The organism is Crateriforma spongiae (assembly GCF_012290005.1).
Lineage (GTDB): Bacteria > Planctomycetota > Planctomycetia > Pirellulales > Pirellulaceae > Crateriforma > Crateriforma spongiae.
In genome coordinates this window covers 833,359-852,656 of the sequence record NZ_JAAXMS010000001.1, presented here as the reverse complement: position 1 = coordinate 852,656, position 19,298 = coordinate 833,359, and the positions used below count along the sequence as shown (strand labels likewise).

13 protein-coding genes are annotated in these 19,298 nt (G+C 57.6%); 7 read left to right on the top strand and 6 right to left on the bottom strand.

Annotation, left to right across the window (positions count from 1 at the left end):
* Positions 1 to 18: 18 nt before the first annotated feature.
* Together HFP54_RS03140 and HFP54_RS03135 are read right to left on the bottom strand one after the other, a co-directional pair.
* Positions 19 to 2,346, bottom strand: coding sequence for an alkaline phosphatase D family protein (locus tag HFP54_RS03140; RefSeq protein ID WP_168564007.1), 2,328 nt, complete (start codon positions 2,344 to 2,346; stop codon positions 19 to 21).
* 109 nt (positions 2,347 to 2,455) lie between these two features.
* A complete protein-coding gene (locus tag HFP54_RS03135) occupies positions 2,456 to 2,815 on the bottom strand; it encodes a hypothetical protein (RefSeq protein ID WP_168564006.1) in 360 nt (119 codons plus the stop codon).
* A gap of 258 nt (positions 2,816 to 3,073) precedes the next feature.
* Here HFP54_RS03135 and HFP54_RS03130 point away from each other — a divergent pair, with 258 nt between their 5' ends.
* The 5 genes from HFP54_RS03130 to HFP54_RS03110 all read left to right on the top strand — a co-directional run bounded on the left by HFP54_RS03130 (position 3,074) and on the right by HFP54_RS03110 (position 10,377).
* Positions 3,074 to 4,657 (top strand): arylsulfatase, encoded by a 1,584-nt coding sequence (locus HFP54_RS03130; RefSeq protein ID WP_168564005.1) that lies wholly within the window; start codon positions 3,074 to 3,076, stop codon positions 4,655 to 4,657.
* Position 4,658: 1 nt separating this feature from the next.
* Positions 4,659 to 5,447: a hypothetical protein gene (locus tag HFP54_RS03125; RefSeq protein WP_168564004.1), complete on the top strand. Its 789-nt coding sequence runs from the start codon at positions 4,659 to 4,661 to the stop codon at positions 5,445 to 5,447.
* Between the two features lie 198 nt (positions 5,448 to 5,645).
* Positions 5,646 to 7,826 carry a tetratricopeptide repeat protein gene (locus HFP54_RS03120; RefSeq protein WP_168564003.1) on the top strand — a complete coding sequence of 727 codons (2,181 nt, stop codon included), beginning with the start codon at positions 5,646 to 5,648 and terminating at the stop codon, positions 7,824 to 7,826.
* 9 nt (positions 7,827 to 7,835) lie between these two features.
* On the top strand, positions 7,836 to 9,104 hold the full coding sequence (ribD, locus tag HFP54_RS03115) for a bifunctional diaminohydroxyphosphoribosylaminopyrimidine deaminase/5-amino-6-(5-phosphoribosylamino)uracil reductase RibD (protein WP_168564002.1): 1,269 nt from the start codon (positions 7,836 to 7,838) through the stop codon (positions 9,102 to 9,104).
* 415 nt (positions 9,105 to 9,519) lie between these two features.
* Positions 9,520 to 10,377: a M3 family oligoendopeptidase gene (locus HFP54_RS03110; protein WP_168564001.1), complete on the top strand. Its 858-nt coding sequence runs from the start codon at positions 9,520 to 9,522 to the stop codon at positions 10,375 to 10,377.
* A 125-nt stretch (positions 10,378 to 10,502) separates the two neighbouring features.
* Here the strand turns inward: HFP54_RS03110 and HFP54_RS03105 are convergent, their stop codons facing one another.
* Positions 10,503 to 11,882, bottom strand: a complete 1,380-nt coding sequence (locus HFP54_RS03105; RefSeq protein WP_146412461.1) for an asparagine synthase C-terminal domain-containing protein — start codon at positions 11,880 to 11,882, stop codon at positions 10,503 to 10,505.
* 495 nt (positions 11,883 to 12,377) lie between these two features.
* Between HFP54_RS03105 and HFP54_RS03100 the strand changes: the two genes are divergently transcribed.
* Complete coding sequence (locus tag HFP54_RS03100) at positions 12,378 to 15,788, top strand: aminotransferase class I/II-fold pyridoxal phosphate-dependent enzyme (RefSeq protein WP_315853837.1); 3,411 nt, start codon at positions 12,378 to 12,380, stop codon at positions 15,786 to 15,788.
* A gap of 180 nt (positions 15,789 to 15,968) precedes the next feature.
* Positions 15,969 to 16,154, top strand: a complete 186-nt coding sequence (locus tag HFP54_RS03095) for a hypothetical protein (RefSeq protein ID WP_145305025.1) — start codon at positions 15,969 to 15,971, stop codon at positions 16,152 to 16,154.
* Between the two features lie 179 nt (positions 16,155 to 16,333).
* Here the strand turns inward: HFP54_RS03095 and HFP54_RS03090 are convergent, their stop codons facing one another.
* The 3 genes from HFP54_RS03090 to HFP54_RS03080 all read right to left on the bottom strand — a co-directional run bounded on the left by HFP54_RS03090 (position 16,334) and on the right by HFP54_RS03080 (position 19,251).
* Positions 16,334 to 17,542: a hypothetical protein gene (locus HFP54_RS03090; protein ID WP_146412456.1), complete on the bottom strand. Its 1,209-nt coding sequence runs from the start codon at positions 17,540 to 17,542 to the stop codon at positions 16,334 to 16,336.
* 417 nt (positions 17,543 to 17,959) lie between these two features.
* Entirely contained in the window at positions 17,960 to 18,496 is a 537-nt protein-coding gene (gene tadA / locus HFP54_RS03085) for a tRNA adenosine(34) deaminase TadA (RefSeq protein ID WP_235951211.1), read from the bottom strand.
* A 5-nt stretch (positions 18,497 to 18,501) separates the two neighbouring features.
* On the bottom strand, positions 18,502 to 19,251 hold the full coding sequence (locus tag HFP54_RS03080) for a 3-keto-alpha-glucoside-1,2-lyase-like domain-containing protein (RefSeq protein ID WP_168563999.1): 750 nt from the start codon (positions 19,249 to 19,251) through the stop codon (positions 18,502 to 18,504).
* Positions 19,252 to 19,298: the final 47 nt, after the last annotated feature.

Below are 19,298 nucleotides of genomic sequence, written 5' to 3'. Positions count from 1 at the left end.
CAGACGCGATGTCACCCATCAGCCCAGGCGGTTGTCCCCGGCATTTTCAGATTGATGGATGGTCACGGGCCAACCAGGAAACTGGTTATCCGGATTCCCATCGGTCGCATCGACCATGAACCGAAACGATTCCAAGGTATAGGTTTTGGCCTTCGTATCGATCGTGATCATGCCGAAACCGCTGCCCTTTTGATGCGCTTTTTCGTAGCGATTCTTCTTCGTGCCGACTTCCGGATTTCCGACGGCATACACATAAGCTTTATTGCCCAGACCATCGACGTACTCACCGGTGTTTTCCCGGCCGTGTTGTGGTCGATTTTGGTGAGGCATTCCCATTTCATCCGGACGCCACCAACGCGGATAGCTCGCCGCAATCGCCGGCGTACAGAACGACCAGAAACTGTCGCGTTGCTTTTCAACACCGTACTGAACCAATGTCGTCAGGTGCTGGTCACCGTTGACGTGCAACGGCATGCCTTCGCGTGCAATTTCAATTGCACGGTCACGAGGCGTTTGCGGCCAACCACCACAGTCCAAGTCGGCGACCAGATATCCGTCGTATCCACCGTGGTGGGTTGCCACACCGGCAAACACGGTTTGGGTCAGCAACACCTTCATCGCATGACCACGCCAGTCCTTGGTCCACTGCCGCAAAAAGTCCTCTTGTCGCTGTCCCAGGAAGATCAAGCCCGGCTTGTCCAAGGTTTTCGGATCCACCGAGCGATCAGCCAAGTGATCGGCGCGTCCGCTGCCGGTATCCACATTCTGAGGACCGCTTTTCCATTGCCGGTCGGCCACCACCGCAAAACTAACGTCGCCGTAAACCATGTCCCCGTAATACACACTAATGTCTTGCAAGACGGGTGTGGGGTCATAGAAATCGGGATGATGCGACGCATTCGTTCGATGAACCACGTTGACCATCCGAGCCGGTTCGCGGTAGCCACCATTGGACGACGTTCCACCGGCATCGATGTCCATCGGTTTGCCACCTTCGCCCCAGATATTGCCCTGGAACACGTCGTGATCGTCCGGGATACACAACGTTGGGCGATCTTTCATCGCGTGACGAAATGCCAGTCCGTGCTGATAGAACTTACGCAAGTAGTTCAAGATGGCAGGCTCGGCAGGTTCGCGAATCAAACCGTATCCACCGTGACCTTCGTAGAGCTGATCGCCAGAGAAATACAGCAAATCCGGGTCCAACCTCATCAGGTTTTCACAGACCGGTGCATAAGGAAACGCGTAGTCGTTTTGGCAGGTCAGGCCCGCCATCCGCAGAGGTCGGCCTGTTGGATTTTGCTTGATCTTGCCGCTCCAGCGATGCGTCACGGGCGATCCGCTCTTTTGTCTTTCCTGATACACCACCTCATAGTCGGCCGGCCGTTTCTGATCCCAATTGGGAAGCCGGAAGGTTGCGGTCCACGCATCGTGATCCAAGGTGGCCGTGCCCATCGATTCCCAGGCTTCGCCGTTGCGTCGGACCCGCAACTGAATTTGATCCGAATCTTCTTTGCCCAGCGGTCCGGTCAATGCGGAAAGCTTCAACACAAAACCCTCGTCGCCGCGAGAATCACTAAGCGAATACATCGTCCACAGAATGGGACCAAACTGATTTTCGGGGGTGACTGTGAAGGCGTCGCCGGCGACGGTCCAATCGCCGAATCGATACCTCCCGCCTTGTCCCGACTTCACTTGAGCTTTGAAATTATTGACAAGGGCCACGTTGCCTTGCACAGCATCGGCAGCCACCTTCGACGTTACTTTTGCCAGCACTTTGTCATTGGTATCGGTTGCGGTCAGAGTCAAACGCACTTGATGGTCATCGGGAACTCCGCTCAGGTGCAACGTGACGTTACCGGCATCCAGATCGGACTGGACGGGGACTGACTTGCGGCCGATCTGCAATTGATCGCCGACGATTCCAACGTTGATGCCGCTGCGCGCAAACAGGTTGCTTCGATAATCATTCAATTCGCTGCGGATTCCGATTCGAATCCCGACGCCGGCATCGCTCTTTCCGCTCTCGACCCGTCGCACATTCACTGACACGGCAAAGGGCTGGTCGGCCTTGGTCAATTGATGGGTCAGCAAATGGATGTTTCGATTGCCGGCCGATGACTGACATTCCGCCATGCCATCGACGATTCGCCAATCTTCCATTGGGTTGGCCCAATAGTCCCCGCCCAGAAACACTCGATCAAAACACTCATTCCAGCCGGACTGGTGGGTGACCCGCAGGTCCAATGTGTTGGATGCCTGCTGGGCGAACGAACGCGTTGCGCCGGCCGTGGCGGTACCGGCACCGAAGATCTTCAGGACATCACGACGTTGAAACGATGACATGGTTGAGGCGTTGGATCCGATGAAAACATGAGACAAAGCGAATGGTTCGTCGAATTGTAACGTTCCGCCGCAGAACGGATGGACCGCCGCAACGCGATGTCGCTTTGGATTATCGACTCATCTGGAAAATCCCCGCATCGCGTCTTCCGGTAAAACTGGCATTGAACGAATGCGGCGTCACAACGGCATTCATCCGGTACGTTCCCAGCAACGGCAGCCGAGTCTGTGATTGGTACATCGACGATGTTCCCGGGACACGTGTCAACGTCGCCGGATACGCGAACGGCACGACTTTGGCAAAGCGGCCGGCAAACCAAGCACGGTAGGTCTGTGAATCCACTTGCCGGATCTTCGCCCGCAGCGGTCCCTGATGCCCCGTCGATTCGCTTCGCCACGTACCACTCCAGCGTCCGGTGGGGGATGCGGCTGACGCCACAGGTCCCAGGCAAAGAAGCAGGGCAATCAACATGCAACAAAAAGAATGACGCCGATTCATGTGATGACAGCCGGTTGTAAAAGAGGATCGGAAAACGACATCCATTGAACTCGGCCTCCATCCTAATCGCCGACCAGGTGGGTCGCCCGCTGGCCGATCGGACCAGCTGCGGATCCGACTCTCATGCTTCACATTCGTGCAACAATCAACCGAGGCTTTCGATACTCCGGGATGATTCGGATAGACTGGCTGCACGCCCCTTCCTTGTTGACCGCCAAAGAGTGTCCGGCCATGGCAGTGATCGCACGATCCTTTTTCGCAGTGTTTGTCGTCAGTCTGTTCGTCGTCAGTCAGGACGATCAGTGTTTGGCCGAAGCCCAAGATCGTCCTCCGAACATCGTGTTCATCATGGCGGATGATCTGGGATATGGCGAACTGGGCTGTTACGGACAGCAGAAGATCGAGACGCCCAACCTGGATGCGTTGGCGAAACAGGGCGTCCGGTTAACACAACATTACTGCGGGGCGCCCGTGTGTGCCCCATCGCGATGCGTGCTGATGACCGGCCGTCACTTGGCCAAAGCCGAGGTGCGAAACAACCGGGATTCCGGCAACGGCCGCATCTTTCCGGGACAGTTCCCTTTGACGGACGAAGCCGTCACGATCGCCGAAGTCTTGAAATCCAAGGGATACGTCACCGGGGCGTTTGGAAAGTGGGGTCTGGGACCGTCGCGAACCAGCGGTTCACCCATTCGCCAGGGATTTGACCGCTTTTATGGTTACAACGGCCAACGAAACGCTCACAGTTTCTATCCCGCTTTTTTGGATTCGAATGAACGCGAAGTACGAATCAACAAGTATCCAATTCCCGGTCACGATCGCAAACCCGAAGGCACCGTCGACGCGGATGACTATCGCGCCGAAAACTACGCCCCGGATTTGATCCTGAAGGAAGCGATCGGATTCATCAAAGCGAACAAAGACAAGACGTTCTTTGCATATCTGCCGTTTACCGAGCCACACGTCGCGATGCAGCCGCCGCAAAGTTGGATCGATCACTACCCATCCCAGTGGGACCAACCGGGCGACCCGTTCGAAGGCCACGGTGCTTATCGTGGCCAAAACGGATACCTGCCTCATCCGCGTCCTCGAGCAGCATACGCCGCGATGATCAGCGATTTGGATGAACACGTCGGTCAGGTGTTGCAAACGTTGGACGAATTCGGCCTGACTGAAAACACAATCGTCGTTTTCACCTCGGACAATGGCCCAACGCACGAAGGCCGCGATCCAAACTTTCACATCGGCGGAGCCGCCTGCAAGTTCTTTGACTCGACCGGTGGCCTGAAGGGGTACAAGGGCAGTGCAGATGAAGGCGGCATTCGGGTGCCCTGCTTGGTCCGTTACCCCGGCGTGATTCCTGCCGGAACCGTTTGTGACTTTCCTTCCTATTTCCCTGACTGGTTTGCAACGTTGTCATCCTTGGCGGGCGCCGACGGGTATCAGGATCAAAGCATCGCAGAACTTTCCGACGGGACGGTTCTGATTGACGCGTTGCGCGGCAAAGATGCTCAGCGGCAAAGCCCGATGATTTGGGAATTCACCGGCTACGGTGGCTACGTCGTGGTTCGCGACGGCAGGTGGAAAGCGATCCGTAGGGATGTCGTCCGCAAAAATCCTAAACCTTGGGAACTGTACGACCTGTCCAGCGATCCGGCGGAAACGAACGATTTGTCCGCCGAGTTCCCCGAACGAGTCCAAGCGATGGAGCAAGTGTTCTTGGACAACCGCACGATTGAGCCGGACTTTCCCAACCCATTGTATGACGCGAAAACGGCAGCCAAAGAATCCTCCGGTGCAAAAGGAAGCAACTAGGATGCTTCACAGCGGTGCCACCAGAATCAAATGCCGCCGCATCGTTGCGACCTGTGCCGGCATCTTGATCGGTGCTTGCCTGGCGGTTTCAAACGCCCCCATGATCGCCGCACTTCCAAAGGCATCTGCACAGGAAGCGATGGCCGACCGCAGTGATGGTCGACCATCACCGGCAAAGGACGCTCGGGATGCTTCATCTCGGATCGACATCTCGGATTATCCGGAACCGCCCGAGTCACTGCGTACTTGGATCCGGTCGGGCAACGTGAGTTTTTATCGTGGTGGCACCTCGTTTGACGGTGAGACCATTTTCAAGACGGATCTGAATTTTCGCAGCCAATGTCGATGGCGAAAGCAGCGAGAACAGAACCGGCAAGTCATCCGCATCGACTATCGATTGACGCGGCTTCGTGTGACCTTGGCACATCACATTCATTTGAAACGGATCCCGCCGAAGGACCATTTTTGGGATTCCGCCTTGGTGCAACACGAATTCGATCACGTTCGAATCTCTACGCTCGTTGCAAATTCAAAACACTTGGCGGATGACTTGAAAGCCGCATCACCGATTGTGCGGGAATTGCCGTCCGGCCAACGTGTGACTCAGGCATGGGTGGACCAAGTCGTTCGCGAACACGTCCAGCATCGGTTTCATCAAATGAATGAACTGATCCAGATCCGCTATGACGATTTGGATCGGCAAACAGCCCACGGACGGCGACCGATACCAGCGGACAGCCAGGTTCGACAATGGTTGGGTGAACCGGGCAGGGCATCGACCGAAGACTGAAACGGCGTCGCGGGCATTCAGGATGGAATTCGGCGGCTTTGGCAACGCAGGCATCATGATCGCGTGACAATCGGCCCCCATCGCATCGATCATTTCAGACGGGATCAGTGTGTAGGGGTTGGGACGATGGCGCGAAGCGTGGTAAGTTGCCCGATTGATAGACCAAGACCCGCTTTTTCCCCCAATCGGCGACCCAAAATGTCGGTGGACACCTATTCGATCTGCCCTTGCGGCAACGGCAAGAAGATCAAATTCTGCAAGTGCAAGGACTCGATCCACGACATGGATCGCGTGATCAAAATGGTCGAAGGCGGCCAGGTGGTCCCGGCACTTGATCGGCTGGCGGCGATCCTGGACGAACACCCCGACGCCGCATGGGCATTGGCGATCCGCGGCCGACTGTTAATTGATTTGCGTGAATACGACACGTTGGCCGAAAATGCCGAACGGTTCATGCGATTGCAGCCCAGCAACCCGTTGGCGTTGACCCAGCGTGCGGCGGCAAAGTTGTTCAGCGGTGACGTCGAATCGGCCACCGGATCAATGTTGGACGCTTTGACCGAAAGCGGTCGCGACGTCGACAGCTTCGTCATCAGCGTCGCATCGGTGTTGTCCTACACGCTTTTGCAAACCGGCGCTTTCCTGACCGCCCGCGCCTATGCGACGCTGGCGGTGATGGCCGAGGGCTTTGAAGGCCAAAACGCGGCCATGGATGTCTTGGGGCAACTGAATCACGCCCCGACGATTCCAATGCTGTTGAAATCGTTGCCCGAACCGATTTCGCGTCCATCGTCGGTTGATTGGGGCGAGCGTTTTGACGAAGCCCAAGGTTTGCTTCGCAGCAACAAGGTCGTGTTGGCTGAAACGAAGCTGCAATCATTGCAGCGAGTCGCATCGATGGAACCGGCCATTTTGTCGGGCCTGCTGCACTGTGCCATTTGGCGTGGCAATTTGGAACGTCAATCCGACTTGTTGCGTCAGTTGTCCCAGTGCGAATCGCTGGACCAGCAGCAACGTGTCCGTTTCGCGGCGATGGCCGAACTGGTTCATCCCGACCTGAAGGGAATCTCGGTTTCGTTGACTCGCTTGGAAGCAACCATTGGCGATCTGGATGAGATCGAGATGGCGTTCCTGGCCGATTCACGCGTGTTGAAGTTGCCTGCCGAAGCGGCACAGAGCCTGCGGCAGGAGGATGAAGAGGTTGCCCCTCGGATTGCGTTCCAAATTTTGGATCGCGACCGTCCCGAATCGACCGACGCCCCAAGCGTCGACAATTTCCCGCGATCCCTTGCCATCGTCCTGTTGTATGGCAAGCAGACCGATCGTGATGCCAAATTGATCGCATTGGACATGCAATCGGCCGACGCGGAAACGGTTCAGTCCAAACTGTCCGAACTGTTGCCCGGAGTTGAACTGCAGTCGACCCAGGATCGTCAGTTGCCTTTCTTGGTCGCGGCACGCCCGCAACTGGCCTTGGTCCAGTTCGAAGCCGATCCGCTGGCCGTGGACGAAACCATCGTATCGATCCAGCGCAGCGAGGTCGCCGACCGTTTGACAAAGATCGCGTTGCCCATGTTGGGTGATCGCTCGCTGGTCGACGCGGCCCAGGATTCGGATGCGAAGTTCGACTGTTCGGTCGCCGTCACGATCATGGAGTCCTATGACCTGCTAACGTCGTTGGACGAAGATCTGTCCGCCAAGATTCGATCCGCCGCCAACGTGGATGCGTTGCCCGCACTGACCATCAGCGATGACGATATCGAAGACGTCGCTAATGTTGATCTGAACCGGATCGATGTGGCGGGGCTGAACAACGAGTCGCGGATCTACTTGATGAACCGCGCACAACAGGTGTCCGCGACGCCACTGCTGCGTCGCGTCGCCCAATCCATCCTGGATTCCGACATCCGCAACGAAAACCCGGATGTGACCATCATGGCCTACTTTGCTTTGGTGGGCAGTTCGGCGAACTTCAAGTCCAAGCTTGCCCTGCTGGACGAAGCCAAAGCGTACGCCAAGGCGAACGATCGGGTCACGCCACGGATGTTGTTCCTGGAATTGGAACTGCGATTGCAAGCACGCGACGGCGAAGGTTTCCAGCAATCACTGCGAGAGGTGTCGGAAACCTATGGCAACAACCCAGAAGTCATGGCGCAGCTGCAACAAATGCTGATGTCATGGGGACTGATTCGCCCGGACGGATCACCGCGTAACGCCGGTCCGGCTGCCGCCCCACCGGCTTCCCCGCAGGCGGAATCAGGCTTATGGACTCCGGATTCTGGTAGCCCCGCGGCGGCGCCCCCCGCCGCATCGGGTCCGCCCGCTTCGGCCCCAGAAAGTGGTGGCGGCGGCAAGCTTTGGGTCCCCGGCATGGACTGATTTCAGCGAATGCCTGACGACAGCACGCCCGCCAACGAACCGCCGGGCCCCGACCAGCCCCGTCCGATCTCGACGCCGCCGCCACGCCGCGGCGAAGTGGCCCCCGCCCGATTTGCGAAGCCCGCGGATGCCGCCGAAGCCGACCAGCGATGGATGCAAGATGCATTGCGTTTGGCAACGGCGGGACAGGGTCACGTTGAACCGAACCCTATGGTCGGCTGCGTGCTGGTTCGCGACGGCCGTTTGATCGGCCAAGGGTATCATCGAAAATTTGGCGGGCCCCATGCGGAAGTCGAAGCGATCCGGGACTGCTTGGCGAATGGTCAGACGACGGCCGGCTGCACGGCCTATGTTACGTTGGAGCCTTGCTGCCATCACGGCAAAACACCTCCTTGCACCGGAGCCCTGATCGACGCACAGGTTCATCGCGTCGTCATTGCAGTCGCCGACCCGTTCAAGCAAGTCGACCACGGTGGCATTCGGCAATTGACCGACGCAGGAATTCGCGTCGACGTGGGCGTTTTAGAATCGGAGGCACGGTTTATCCTGGCCCCCTATCTGAAACGCATCAAAACGGGAATCCCATGGATGATCGCCAAATGGGCGATGACCGCCGACGGCAGAATCGCGACCGTTGCGGGCCAGAGTCAATGGATCACCGGTTCGGATAGCCGGGCCGATGTCCATCAAACCCGCGGACGCGTCGATGCGATCGTTGTGGGAATGGGGACGGTGTCGGCTGATGATCCGCTGCTAACCGCTCGACCGCCGGGGGCCAGGGTCGCCCAGCGTCTGATATTTTGTCGAACGTCGCTGCCCGGCGCGACATCGCGATTGGTGCAGACGGCGGATCAGATTCCGACCACCTGCGTCGTCCCCGAAGACCTGAACCCAGAATCACAAAAGCGTCTGGCCGACCTGGGCGTACGTTTTCTGCGGCCGACCGCAGAACCACCCTGTGATCAGGTAGCTCGATCGAACGATTGTGGGCCGGCGGAGATGGAACAGCCACTTCGCCGGGTCATGCGAACGTTGAGCCATGAAGGCGCAACCAACGTCTTGTTGGAATGCGGTGGACGTTTAATGGCCAGTTTTCTTTCCGAAAACCTTCCCGACGAGTTTCACATCTATGTCGGCGCGAAGGTCTTTGGCGGTCACACGGCCCCTGGTCCGGTGGGCGGAGCTGGGATTTCGGCCATCGGTGAGAGCCCCGCCTTGGAATTGGTCGAATCCAGAGCCATCGGCGAAGACGTCAAAATTATTTATCGGCGGAAGTGAGAATCTTGCACCGTGATCGCGTGAAACGCTTTTTCTGCCGACCCTAGGCATTTCGTCGCAACCGCGCTCTTTATTTCTTCTCCTAATTTTGACGATAACCGGGGAAACGGACTCGTCGGGCTGGCCCCGACAAGAGGGCCGGCTGATGCGTCCATATCGATTCGCTCCCAGAGAGGGTTTGCCACCGAGAGACTGACTTGCCTACATACGCACCGCAAAATGGATTGGTGTTTGGTGTTGGTCCTTTGGCGGGCCCTCTTAATACACGCTGAAAGGCGAAGAGGGTTCCGGGATGAGATGGCGTTGTTTGCTTGCCGTGATACTCGGCTTGTCCATGACGGACGTGGCGACTTTTGCTCAAGGTCGCCCGGAGGCTGAGCGTCTTTCCCCGACCCCATCGTCGCTGACAAGCGACATGTCTTTTGACGACCACGGGATGGCCCGTTTCATCTTGGTCGGCGGCCGATTGCAGCTTCACCCGCTGCAGCATCGAAAGGGCCGCGAAACCCGCGATCGTGGCGGTGTCTTTGAAAGTATTTCCGTCCAATCGCACGCGGGTCTGCCGACACTGCAGTACACGTTTCAATCGTCCGAGTGTCACTTGTCATTGAACGTCCAGGACGCCAAGTCGATCCGGATGGAATTGTTCGTCACCGAGACACAACGTCGTGATGTGCTGGAACAATACGAAGGCAAGCCCGTCCGCTGGATCACCGATGACGTCATCGAAGCCGACAGCCTGTTGCACCTGAGAAGGCAAAACCCACAGTCTTTTGATAAGACGTTTGGTGAAATTGTCGCCCATCTGTTGCGTGGCCAATCGTTGCACGCGTTCAGCCGCAATGTCGACCGCAAGCTGATCCACTTGGTTTCGTCCACCGACACGGCGCTGCCGCGTCAGGAGCAGATTCAACAGTGGATCGAAGCATTGTCGGCCGATCAGATCGGTAAACGTCAAACCGCACAAAACCAACTGTTGCGTGTGGGCACCCCCGTCCTGCAGATGCTGGATTCCATCCCAAGCGAACACTTGGATGCGGAACAACGGTATCGCATCAAACAGATCCGCCGACGCTTGACACCAACCATGGAAGATTCCGTCGCGTCGTGGGCCCACCGTTTGGCCATGGACCGACAATATTTTGCGACCATCGCCGGTGATTTACCGATCGACCAACAACTGATCGTCAACCGACACCTGGAATCATTGGGCATGGAGCCCATCGTCGGTTCGACCGAAAGCTTGGTTCATGTGGCGACGTCATCGGAGTGAATCGAACCGGATCGACCTATTGGTGCCGACGATTTGATTTGGTGCACTGCGTCAGTGAACCCTGACGCGGCGACGACAAGCAATGACGGCCACTGAACCAGGAATCATCGATGGCTTGTTGCTGACTAGTGAACCTGGACGTCTGCGGTCCCATGCTGGATCGACGTGAACGCATCGCGGTAGGCCTGTTCGTTTTCCGGGAACAACGGCCCCTGGTCGATCGCCCCCACCGCACCGTGCTGAAATCGACTCTTGGGGAACACGGGCATCGTTACACCGCAAATCTGCTGGATACCTGACGCCACGATTTGTCCTTTCAACTCGTAAAGGCGCTGATGGTCCCAGTCGGTCAAATCCACAAAGGGAATCGCTTCGGCCATTTCGATCACCGCCGTGGTGGCATAGGGGCTGAATCCTTCGAAATCGAATTTCTTTGCCGGTGCCGCGGTACGTACGTGACCACGACTTTGGCCGCCGCTGTAGGTCAGCGAATGTTTGACCGCGTCGACGCCCCAACCCTCCTGGTAAAGCATTCGATTCCCCAGCACGCTGCGAATGGTTAGCTCGGGATTCTCTTCGATCGGATAGTCCTTCAAGTTTTCATCGCCGCCATCGCCATCGATCAAGTATTTCCAAGTGGGATAGCGACGTCGGACTTCGCGCAGCAGGGCGATTCCCATGGCGGCCGCCTGGACGTCCAAGGGCTTGTAGTCTTCGATGACTTGCACCGCTTCGCGCCAGTCGACCGCGTTGGGTTCGACTTTCACGGGCTCCCACAACATCTGCAAGTTCATCGATTCCAAACACGCCAACGCTTGGCGGGCATCGGTTGAATCTTCGTCACCGACATTCAGCGTGAACGCCTTCAACCTGGCTGGTGACTGGCCGCGACGGCGAAGTAAAAAGTCCATCAACACGACGATCGACGTGCTGTCGATACCGCCGCTGAACATGACACCAATCGGCGCATCGGCGGGGAGGGATTCCAGCCACTGATCGCAAATTTCCGCCAAGCGTCCGATGTAGGCTTGGCCGATCGCTTGGACATTGCCGGGCAACCGGTTTCGCGGCGGCGCAAAGAAACGTGTCAGCGCGGGGTTCGGGTCGGGGCAACCGACCAATTGCAATTCCAATAGATGATGTGCCGGAACCATCCGTGTGTACGCCGCGCGGAATTGATCTCCCAAACCTTCACGCATCAGTTGTTGACGGATCTCGTCAATCCGCTCGGCAATAATCAACGCCGGTCCCTCGGCCCGCTTGGCCAAAAAATACCGCATGGGGCGTCCGATCGACCGGGCCATGCGGATGGTCTTTCCCGACTTTGCACAGATCGCAAATTGACCTTGAATCTGTGCCACTCGAGATGCGTCGCCGCTGGCAACCGCTTCGACGGCTTGGTCAAAGGTTCCCGACAGCAAAATGTTTCCGGCAGGATCCATCAGGTCGACGACGCGGTCGATCAGGGCGGACGGCTGGTCTTGAAAAGTTCGTGATGGATTCATCGAGCCTTTGCCAAATGGGGTGTTTCGAAACGAACTCGCATCGTTTCACTCAGGGGGGGCGGTGGTCCGGGCCATTAATGCGAAGATCGGGTCCCAAAAGCGTCCCGTCAATATACGGCTGACCGGCGGTGGCGGTCGTTTTCCGGCGACAATCGCGGCGCGGAATAGGGCAATCCGACCTTGTTCGACGTCCGTCCGGGGTCGCCGCTGGTTCGGTTCGATTGCAACGATTTTTCTGGTGGACCACATTCGGCGTGAAGGCTTAACCAACATGACGGTTGATCCGGACAGGCAGTCTAGGCGCTGCAATCGAACCCGATTTCGGACACAATGGGCGACCTAGTAAGAATGGACGCGTGCCGACGCCGCCGACACGACGATTTTTTCGACGTGCGGGTCGCTCGCCTGTGCCGAAACCTTCCTTCGGCGACTGACACGGAAGCGGCTCGATTTTGGCAAACCGATTTCACTCCCGAATTATCAGCGACTTCGCCCGTGGACCTGTCCTTCTATGGTGATGATCAGTTACCTCCCCAGGATAACTTTCCGGGAATCCTGAGCCACTGGGCGATGCTGCGTGGCGACCAACCGGCGTATTACTTTACCGACGCCGAGACCCTGGAAGAAAAGCTGACCTATCGCGAACTGTGGGACGAAGTCCGCGGCTTGGCGGGGTATCTGCAAAGCCGGTGTGGCATTCGGCCGGGCGACCGAGTCCTGTTGATCTATCCGCCGGGCCTGGATTTCGTGATCGGCTTTTACGCCTGTCACGCCGCCGGTGCGATCGCCGTGCCGGCGTTTCCCCCACGTCGCAACCGCAAAGCATCGCGGATTCGATCGATCGTTGTCGATGCCGACGCACGGTGGGCGTTGTCGACGCGTTCGGTCGTCGAACAGTTGACCGGCGACCAATTTCATGAGGATCTGCTTGGCGTCCAAATGCTGGGCACCGATGATCCGTCGACACGAAAGCCGGACCGCTGGCGCCGGCCAAAGCTGGACGGCGATTCGTTGGCAGTGCTGCAGTACACGTCGGGTTCAACCGGTTCGCCCAAAGGCGTGATGCTGACCCAGCGGAATCTGGTCACCAACACGAAGTTCATCAAGCAGGCCTTTGACCCGCCCGCGGACACGGTGGCGATGACCTGGCTGCCGACGTACCACGACATGGGTTTGGTCGGTGGGGTTTTGATGCCGATGTTTGTCGGCGTCCCGAATGTCTTGATGAGCCCGATGACGTTCTTGCAACGTCCGTCGCGCTGGTTCCAAAGCATTTCAAAGTACGGCGTGACCGTCAGCGGCGGCCCCAACTTTGCCTATCAGTTGTGTGTCGACAAAATCGACGACAGCGAACTGGAAGGCGTGGATCTTTCGACCTTCAAGATCGCGTTCAACGGTGCCGAGCCGATCCGGGCTTCAACACTGGATGCATTCACACGGCGATTTGAAAAGTACGGGTTTGACCATCGGTCCCACCTGCCTTGTTATGGAATGGCAGAAACCACGCTGTTGGTGACCGGTGGTCCGGCCAACCCCCGTCCCGTGATGAGCTGGTTTGACGGCGGTGCGTTGGATGAAAAGGCCGTCCGTCCGGCCAGCGAAGATCAGCAAGGCGCGCGGCAATTGGTCGCCTGTGGCCGCGTTCTGGACGACGAATCGGTATTGGTCGTCGATCCGGAAACCTGCCAAGTGAATGCGCCCGATGCGATCGGTGAAATTTGGGTGCAAAGCGATTGTGTGGGACAGGGATACTGGCGTCGTACCGAGGAATCCGAACGGACCTTCAACGCGTTCACCGCTGACGGCGATGGCCCGTACTTGCGAACCGGCGACTTGGGCTTTTTGTACGAAGGCCAGTTGTACGTTTCCGGTCGCCTAAAAGACATGATCATCGTGCGGGGCGTGAATCGATACCCGCAAGACATCGAAGCGACCGTGGAACGCGCCAGCGATGTCATCCAAGCGGGTTCCGTCGCGGCGTTTGCCATGAACCACGACGACCGCGAACAATTGGTGATCGTCGCCGAAGCGGTTCGGCGTCGTGACCACGACTGGGATATGGAACTGCAGCGTATCCGCCGGGCGGTAACCGAAGAACATGAATTGCCGCCCGATGCGGTCTACATCGTTCGCAACAGCAGCGTTCCCAAGACCAGCAGTGGCAAGATCCAGCGTCATGCTTGTCTACATGCGGTTCGCGATGGCAATTTGAAACTGATTGCCAAATGGGTGCGTTGGGAAGAAGACGGCACCTCGGTGACGGCCGATGGCGATGCGGTTCCCATGATGCGTGCCGCCGCGGCGACCGGTTCCGATCCGGACCAAGCAGCAAACCGTGATTTAAATCCAGCGATTGTTGATGCCGTGCTGCATCATATTCGCCGGGTTGCCGGTGATCGCGCCACATCGCTTCACCTGGACACCAACATCGTCTTGGACCTGGGGCTGGACAGTCTGGAGCGACTGGAAATCGCCCAGAATTTGGAACGCACCTTCGGCGGACGATTCCCGGAACAGGTACTGGATGAAATTGAAACGGTCGCCCAGACCGCTTCGGCTATCGAACGCTACCTTCCGCCCGGCGGTGAGGGCAGGGCGAAGACGTTGCTGGACCAAGCGTCAGATCAGCCCGTTGACGCAGACTCGGAAACGCCCGCCGCGCCCCGACAAGTTGTTGAACCGGAGTTTGACATCAGCCAGTTTGCCGAATACCGGCGGCTGAAAGCGACCATGCAGCAAATGGCCATGACGGGGGTCCCCAATCCCTACTTCACGGTTCACGAACAAGTTGTCAACGACCGGACGCGGATCGACGGTCGTGAACTGATCAGTTTTGCCAGTTACAACTACTTGGGCATGAGCGGGCATCCGGCGGTGACGGCTGCGGCGGCCGAAGCAGTGAAGAAGTACGGGACCAGTGTTTCGGCCAGCCGTTTGGTCTCCGGCGAAAAACCGATCCACGGGCAACTTGAACAATTGATCGCTGATTGGGTGGGTGTGGACGCTTCGATCACCATGGTCGGTGGTCATGCGACCAACGAAACGACGATTGGTCACTTGGTCGGTCACGGTGACCTGATCATTCACGATGCGCTTGCCCACAACAGCATCGTCCAGGGTGCGTTGTTGTCCGGTGCGAAACGCCGGCCTTTCCCGCACAACGATTACGAGACGCTTGATCGCGTGCTTTCGGATTGCCGATCCCAGTACCGCCGCGTGCTGATCGTGATCGAGGGCGTTTACAGCATGGATGGCGATTTTGCCGATGTGCCGGAGTTCGTCAAAGTCAAGAAACGGCACCAAGCGATGCTGATGGTGGACGAAGCCCACAGTTTCGGCACGATGGGAGAAATGGGGCACGGGATCGCGGAGCATTTCGCGATGGACGCCCGCGACGTGGATATCTGGATGGGCACCCTTAGCAAGTCGGCCGCATCCTGTGGCGGTTACATCGCCGGCAGCAAGGAATTGATCGAATTGCTGCGTTACACCGCCCCCGGTTTCGTTTTCAGTGTCGGCATGCCGCCGGCCCAGGTCGCCGCCGCGATCGCGTCGTTGCAGACGCTGGACGCGGAACCCGAACGGGTTCAAAAACTGCGTGAGAACAGCGAATTGTTTCTATCGCTGTGTCGGGATCGTGGGCTGGACACGGGCGACAGTGGTCAAACACCGGTGGTTCCGGTCATCACGGGCAATTCGATGGTGGCATTACGGCTGTCACACCGGCTGAAGGCGGATGGAATCAATGTCCAGCCGATTCTGTACCCGGCCGTCGACGAATCAGCGGCTCGATTGCGGTTTTTCATTACTTGCGAGCACAGCGAAGACCAAATTCGGTTCACCGTCGACCGCACCGCACACCATTTGGCGGAACTGGGATTTCAAACGGCTTCGGTCGCCGGATGACCTTGTCCGCGGCGTCGCACCGAAGCCGCGTTCCGCTACAGTGACTTGCCAACGGCGACCGCTGCTTTAAAATCTGAGTTTGTCGCGAAGTCGTCCTGTCTTGATCGGAGTGTTGATGCGGCTGCAACACGGACAAAACGACGGTCGCGACGCAGGCCAATCAAAAAGGGAGAAACACACTTGCTAACCGAAGCCACTGTCGAGAAAAAATTTCGCGGTTTGGTCAGCGATCCAAACCGAACCGAAGACGCCTTCGACAAGGCGGAGGAGCTTCTGGAAGAGGAGCTTCGCCCCGAAAGCCCGCTTCGCCACCGCTTAAGCGTCGAATTGGAAGAGCTGCGAGAAGCAAACAACGCCAAGTCTTGATGCCATCGCCATCGGCCCCGTCGCTTTAACGAATCGCCCGGCCGGTGACACCTACAAAACAAAACGACAAAGCCCGCCTGAGAAATCTCTCAAGCGGGCTTTGTCTTTTGATGGGGCCGAGACCATGACGGTGAAAATGGTCGGCCCGATGTTCACCTTCTAGACCTGTGTGGTCGTCCTTAGCGGTTCAAGGTCAGACCCAAAGTTCCGCCGAACATTTGATAGTCTTGGTCCCAGTCGCCTTCGGTTCCGTATCGCCACAGGCCACGACCGATGTCAATGACTTGAAAACCGGCTCGAACACTGATCGCTTTGGTCAGCTGATATCCCAGTTCGCCGCGGACATCAAACCCGACCAGGAACTCTTCGTTGCGAATGAAGGTCGGCGTGGTGCGATCACGCTGGATCGTGATCGGAGGTTCGCCGACGGTCGGCTGTTCGTTGGTTTGCCCAAAGGCATAGATCGTCAGTTCGCTTTCAGTGTAGGCTTCGCTGCACTGCCAGTTGTTCCCAGCAAAGACCCGGAAGTCGCTGCTGTACATGAATCGGCCTTTGTGCTTGAAGTACCGGAAGCCCAGTTGTGCGGTCAGCATCTCGTTGTCAGTGATCTGTGCGATGCTGGTGATCTGTTCGGCGGCACTGAATTCAACGCCTGCCAAGATCGGGTTGGGCAACGGCAGCAAAACGTTCCCGGTGATGTTGTCTTGCGTGCTTTGATACGTCTGACGCAGATTGATGTCTTCCGCACGCATCCAGCGGACGCCAACCATTGGCTCCAGAATTCCGCCGTAGTGATACGGTTCCAGACGCCAAGTCTTGTTCAGCTCGTAGCTGTCAAACTTGATCATGTTCTGAGAATTCTGCACGTCGTAAAAACGTGTGTTGTACCCCAGATTGTTGCGGTCTTCCTGCGGAACGATGAACCCGAAAGGCGGACCGGCCGGACTGTCGTCGGCGGTGCCTTCCAGATCGTCCAAACTGTACCGGTTGATGCGTTCTTGACGAACCACATCGGCCCGGAACACATCGTTCTCGGTCCAATTGAACAGCCACCCTGTGTCTTTGTCGGGCAGCATGTAACCGATTTCGTACCGGTGCCCCGATCCGTTGTCCAGTTTGGTCTCGGCATCGCCGTTGATGAACGTCTCTGGACGTGTGCCGTACAACAACAGTTTGTCGTACGTTGCAAACCAGCCCGTGTTGGCCCGCTTCTTGGGCTTCATATCCAACAGGTCTGCTTCGTAAATTGGCTCAAACCATCGAAAGTCCGGATCGAACGCGAGCGGATCGACCGGCGGCACATCGTGATTCTGGGCGTACGTCGTTCCCGCCGCGGTCATCATGATCACGACCGCGATGATTCTTGCCGTCAGCTTCCTTACCGACATCGCTTGTTCCACCGTCTTGCATGTAGTGAGGGACGCTGATCCCGGTTTGCCCGAGACCGTGTCTGCTTCCCCGATCCCGAGAAGTCCGGGCTCGCTATCGCGACATCGCATCCACACCATTGCGGTGCGCATCCGATTCGGGTTGTGCCGGTAGTATCGGCGCGGTACGGCGCAGAGGCTTAGTTTCTTTGACCCCAGAAGCGGCAAAAGCATCAGAAAAGTAGCAAACGACAACGCTTTGCCAATCGTTACAGACCCACGCCATCGTGTTTCACGAAGCATGGCGATTCACCCCAGTGCCCCAGGACTGTGGAGCCGACACTGGCGGCGTGGCCCCCAATAACCAATGTCCGCTGCGAATACGACGCGTACTGTGGTGTGCCTGGCCCAACCGCCTGCGACCAATCCGTCGCAGTCCTATCCGCCGTTGGGCAACGTTTTTCGCAGCCGCGCCGCGGCACGCTTGTCGGCAAAAAAATCCGTCAGAATCCGCCCGCAATTTTCCGCCATCACGCCGCCGGTCACATCGCATCGATGATTCAGCCGGCTGTCATTCAAGACTTCGTAAAGGCTGCAAACCGCACCGGCTTTGGGGTCGGTCGCCCCGAACACGACACGCGGCACACGAGCCTGGATGATGGCGCCGGCACACATCACGCAGGGTTCCAGCGTGACATACAGCGTGGTTCCCTCCAAACGCCAATCTTCCATGGCGGCAGCGGCCTGCGTGATCGCGATCATCTCGGCGTGGGCGGTGGGGTCGCGTAGCGTTTCTTTCTCATTTCGCGCCGCCGCGATCACCGTGTGGTCCTTCACAATGATGGCACCGACGGGAACTTCGCCCGCGGTCACCGCCTCAGACGCCATTTCCAGCGCACGACGCATCCAGTGGCGATCAACCTCGTCCAGACCTTGCAGGGGAATCCCCGGCGACGATTCATCGGGTGGGAACATCAACGCTACTTGTCGCTTTTCGGCTGCGAAGTGGCATCCGGCTTTGCCTTGTCCAACGTGCGAATCGCGATGTTTCGGATTTCCGAAACGCACTGATAGTTGGCCAACCCCAGCGGTAATGCGGGGTCCATTTCGTCACGGATATCAAATTCGACACCTTCGCGTTCGACCTGGACGACGATTTCGCCGTCGACCTTGCAAACGATTTCTTTGGGAACGACGCGAATGTGAATTTTGTACCACTGGTCGTTTTCGTACATGCGGTACAGCGTGGTGTCGTTGCTGGACGCATCGTTCCCGTCGATGTTGCTGATTCCCGTGACACCACCGCCCCAGCCCCCCAGGACAAGGCTGCAGTGTTGATCGCCCACCGGAAACGTGACCGCCACAAAGAAATCGTGGGCGTCGGTTCGCTGAGCTTCCAAGCGAATTTCGTAGTTATCTTTGGGATAATCGCCGGTCCAGCGGACCCCGGTCAGTGGGTCCCCGAACCCCATTTCGATACCTTCGTCGGTGATTTCCACGGGTCCTTCGCCGCCGTAGCGTGAAAAGTCCCATTTGCCTTTCAAAGGCGTCCAGCCGGCATCATCGGCTGTTTTATCGACGTCTTTGGTCGCGTCCTTCCCCTCTGCGGCGGGCGTGTCGTCGGCCGCCGCCTGCCCCGCGAAGGGTACCGGGGCAGACGCGTAAACGACGGATAACGCGACAAAAAGAACCGTAGCGAACTTCAGCTGTCTATCTCGTGATGATTTCATGAAACCGGCTTCGTTGTGAATTACGTGAGCGATAATTTGACCTAGTG

What these genes read in the sequence shown, in the direction of transcription:
- HFP54_RS03140 (WP_168564007.1), bottom strand. Translation starts at nt 2,346, where the DNA reads ATGTCATCGTTTCAACGTCGTGATGTCCTGAAGATCTTCGGTGCCGGT.
- HFP54_RS03135 (WP_168564006.1), bottom strand. Translation starts at nt 2,815, where the DNA reads ATGTTGATTGCCCTGCTTCTTTGCCTGGGACCTGTGGCGTCAGCCGCA.
- HFP54_RS03130 (WP_168564005.1), top strand. Translation starts at nt 3,074, where the DNA reads ATGGCAGTGATCGCACGATCCTTTTTCGCAGTGTTTGTCGTCAGTCTG.
- HFP54_RS03125 (WP_168564004.1), top strand. Translation starts at nt 4,659, where the DNA reads ATGCTTCACAGCGGTGCCACCAGAATCAAATGCCGCCGCATCGTTGCG.
- HFP54_RS03120 (WP_168564003.1), top strand. Translation starts at nt 5,646, where the DNA reads ATGTCGGTGGACACCTATTCGATCTGCCCTTGCGGCAACGGCAAGAAG.
- ribD (WP_168564002.1), top strand. Translation starts at nt 7,836, where the DNA reads ATGCCTGACGACAGCACGCCCGCCAACGAACCGCCGGGCCCCGACCAG.
- HFP54_RS03110 (WP_168564001.1), top strand. Translation starts at nt 9,520, where the DNA reads ATGTCTTTTGACGACCACGGGATGGCCCGTTTCATCTTGGTCGGCGGC.
- HFP54_RS03105 (WP_146412461.1), bottom strand. Translation starts at nt 11,882, where the DNA reads ATGAATCCATCACGAACTTTTCAAGACCAGCCGTCCGCCCTGATCGAC.
- HFP54_RS03090 (WP_146412456.1), bottom strand. Translation starts at nt 17,542, where the DNA reads ATGTCGGTAAGGAAGCTGACGGCAAGAATCATCGCGGTCGTGATCATG.
- tadA (WP_235951211.1), bottom strand. Translation starts at nt 18,496, where the DNA reads ATGTTCCCACCCGATGAATCGTCGCCGGGGATTCCCCTGCAAGGTCTG.
- HFP54_RS03080 (WP_168563999.1), bottom strand. Translation starts at nt 19,251, where the DNA reads ATGAAATCATCACGAGATAGACAGCTGAAGTTCGCTACGGTTCTTTTT.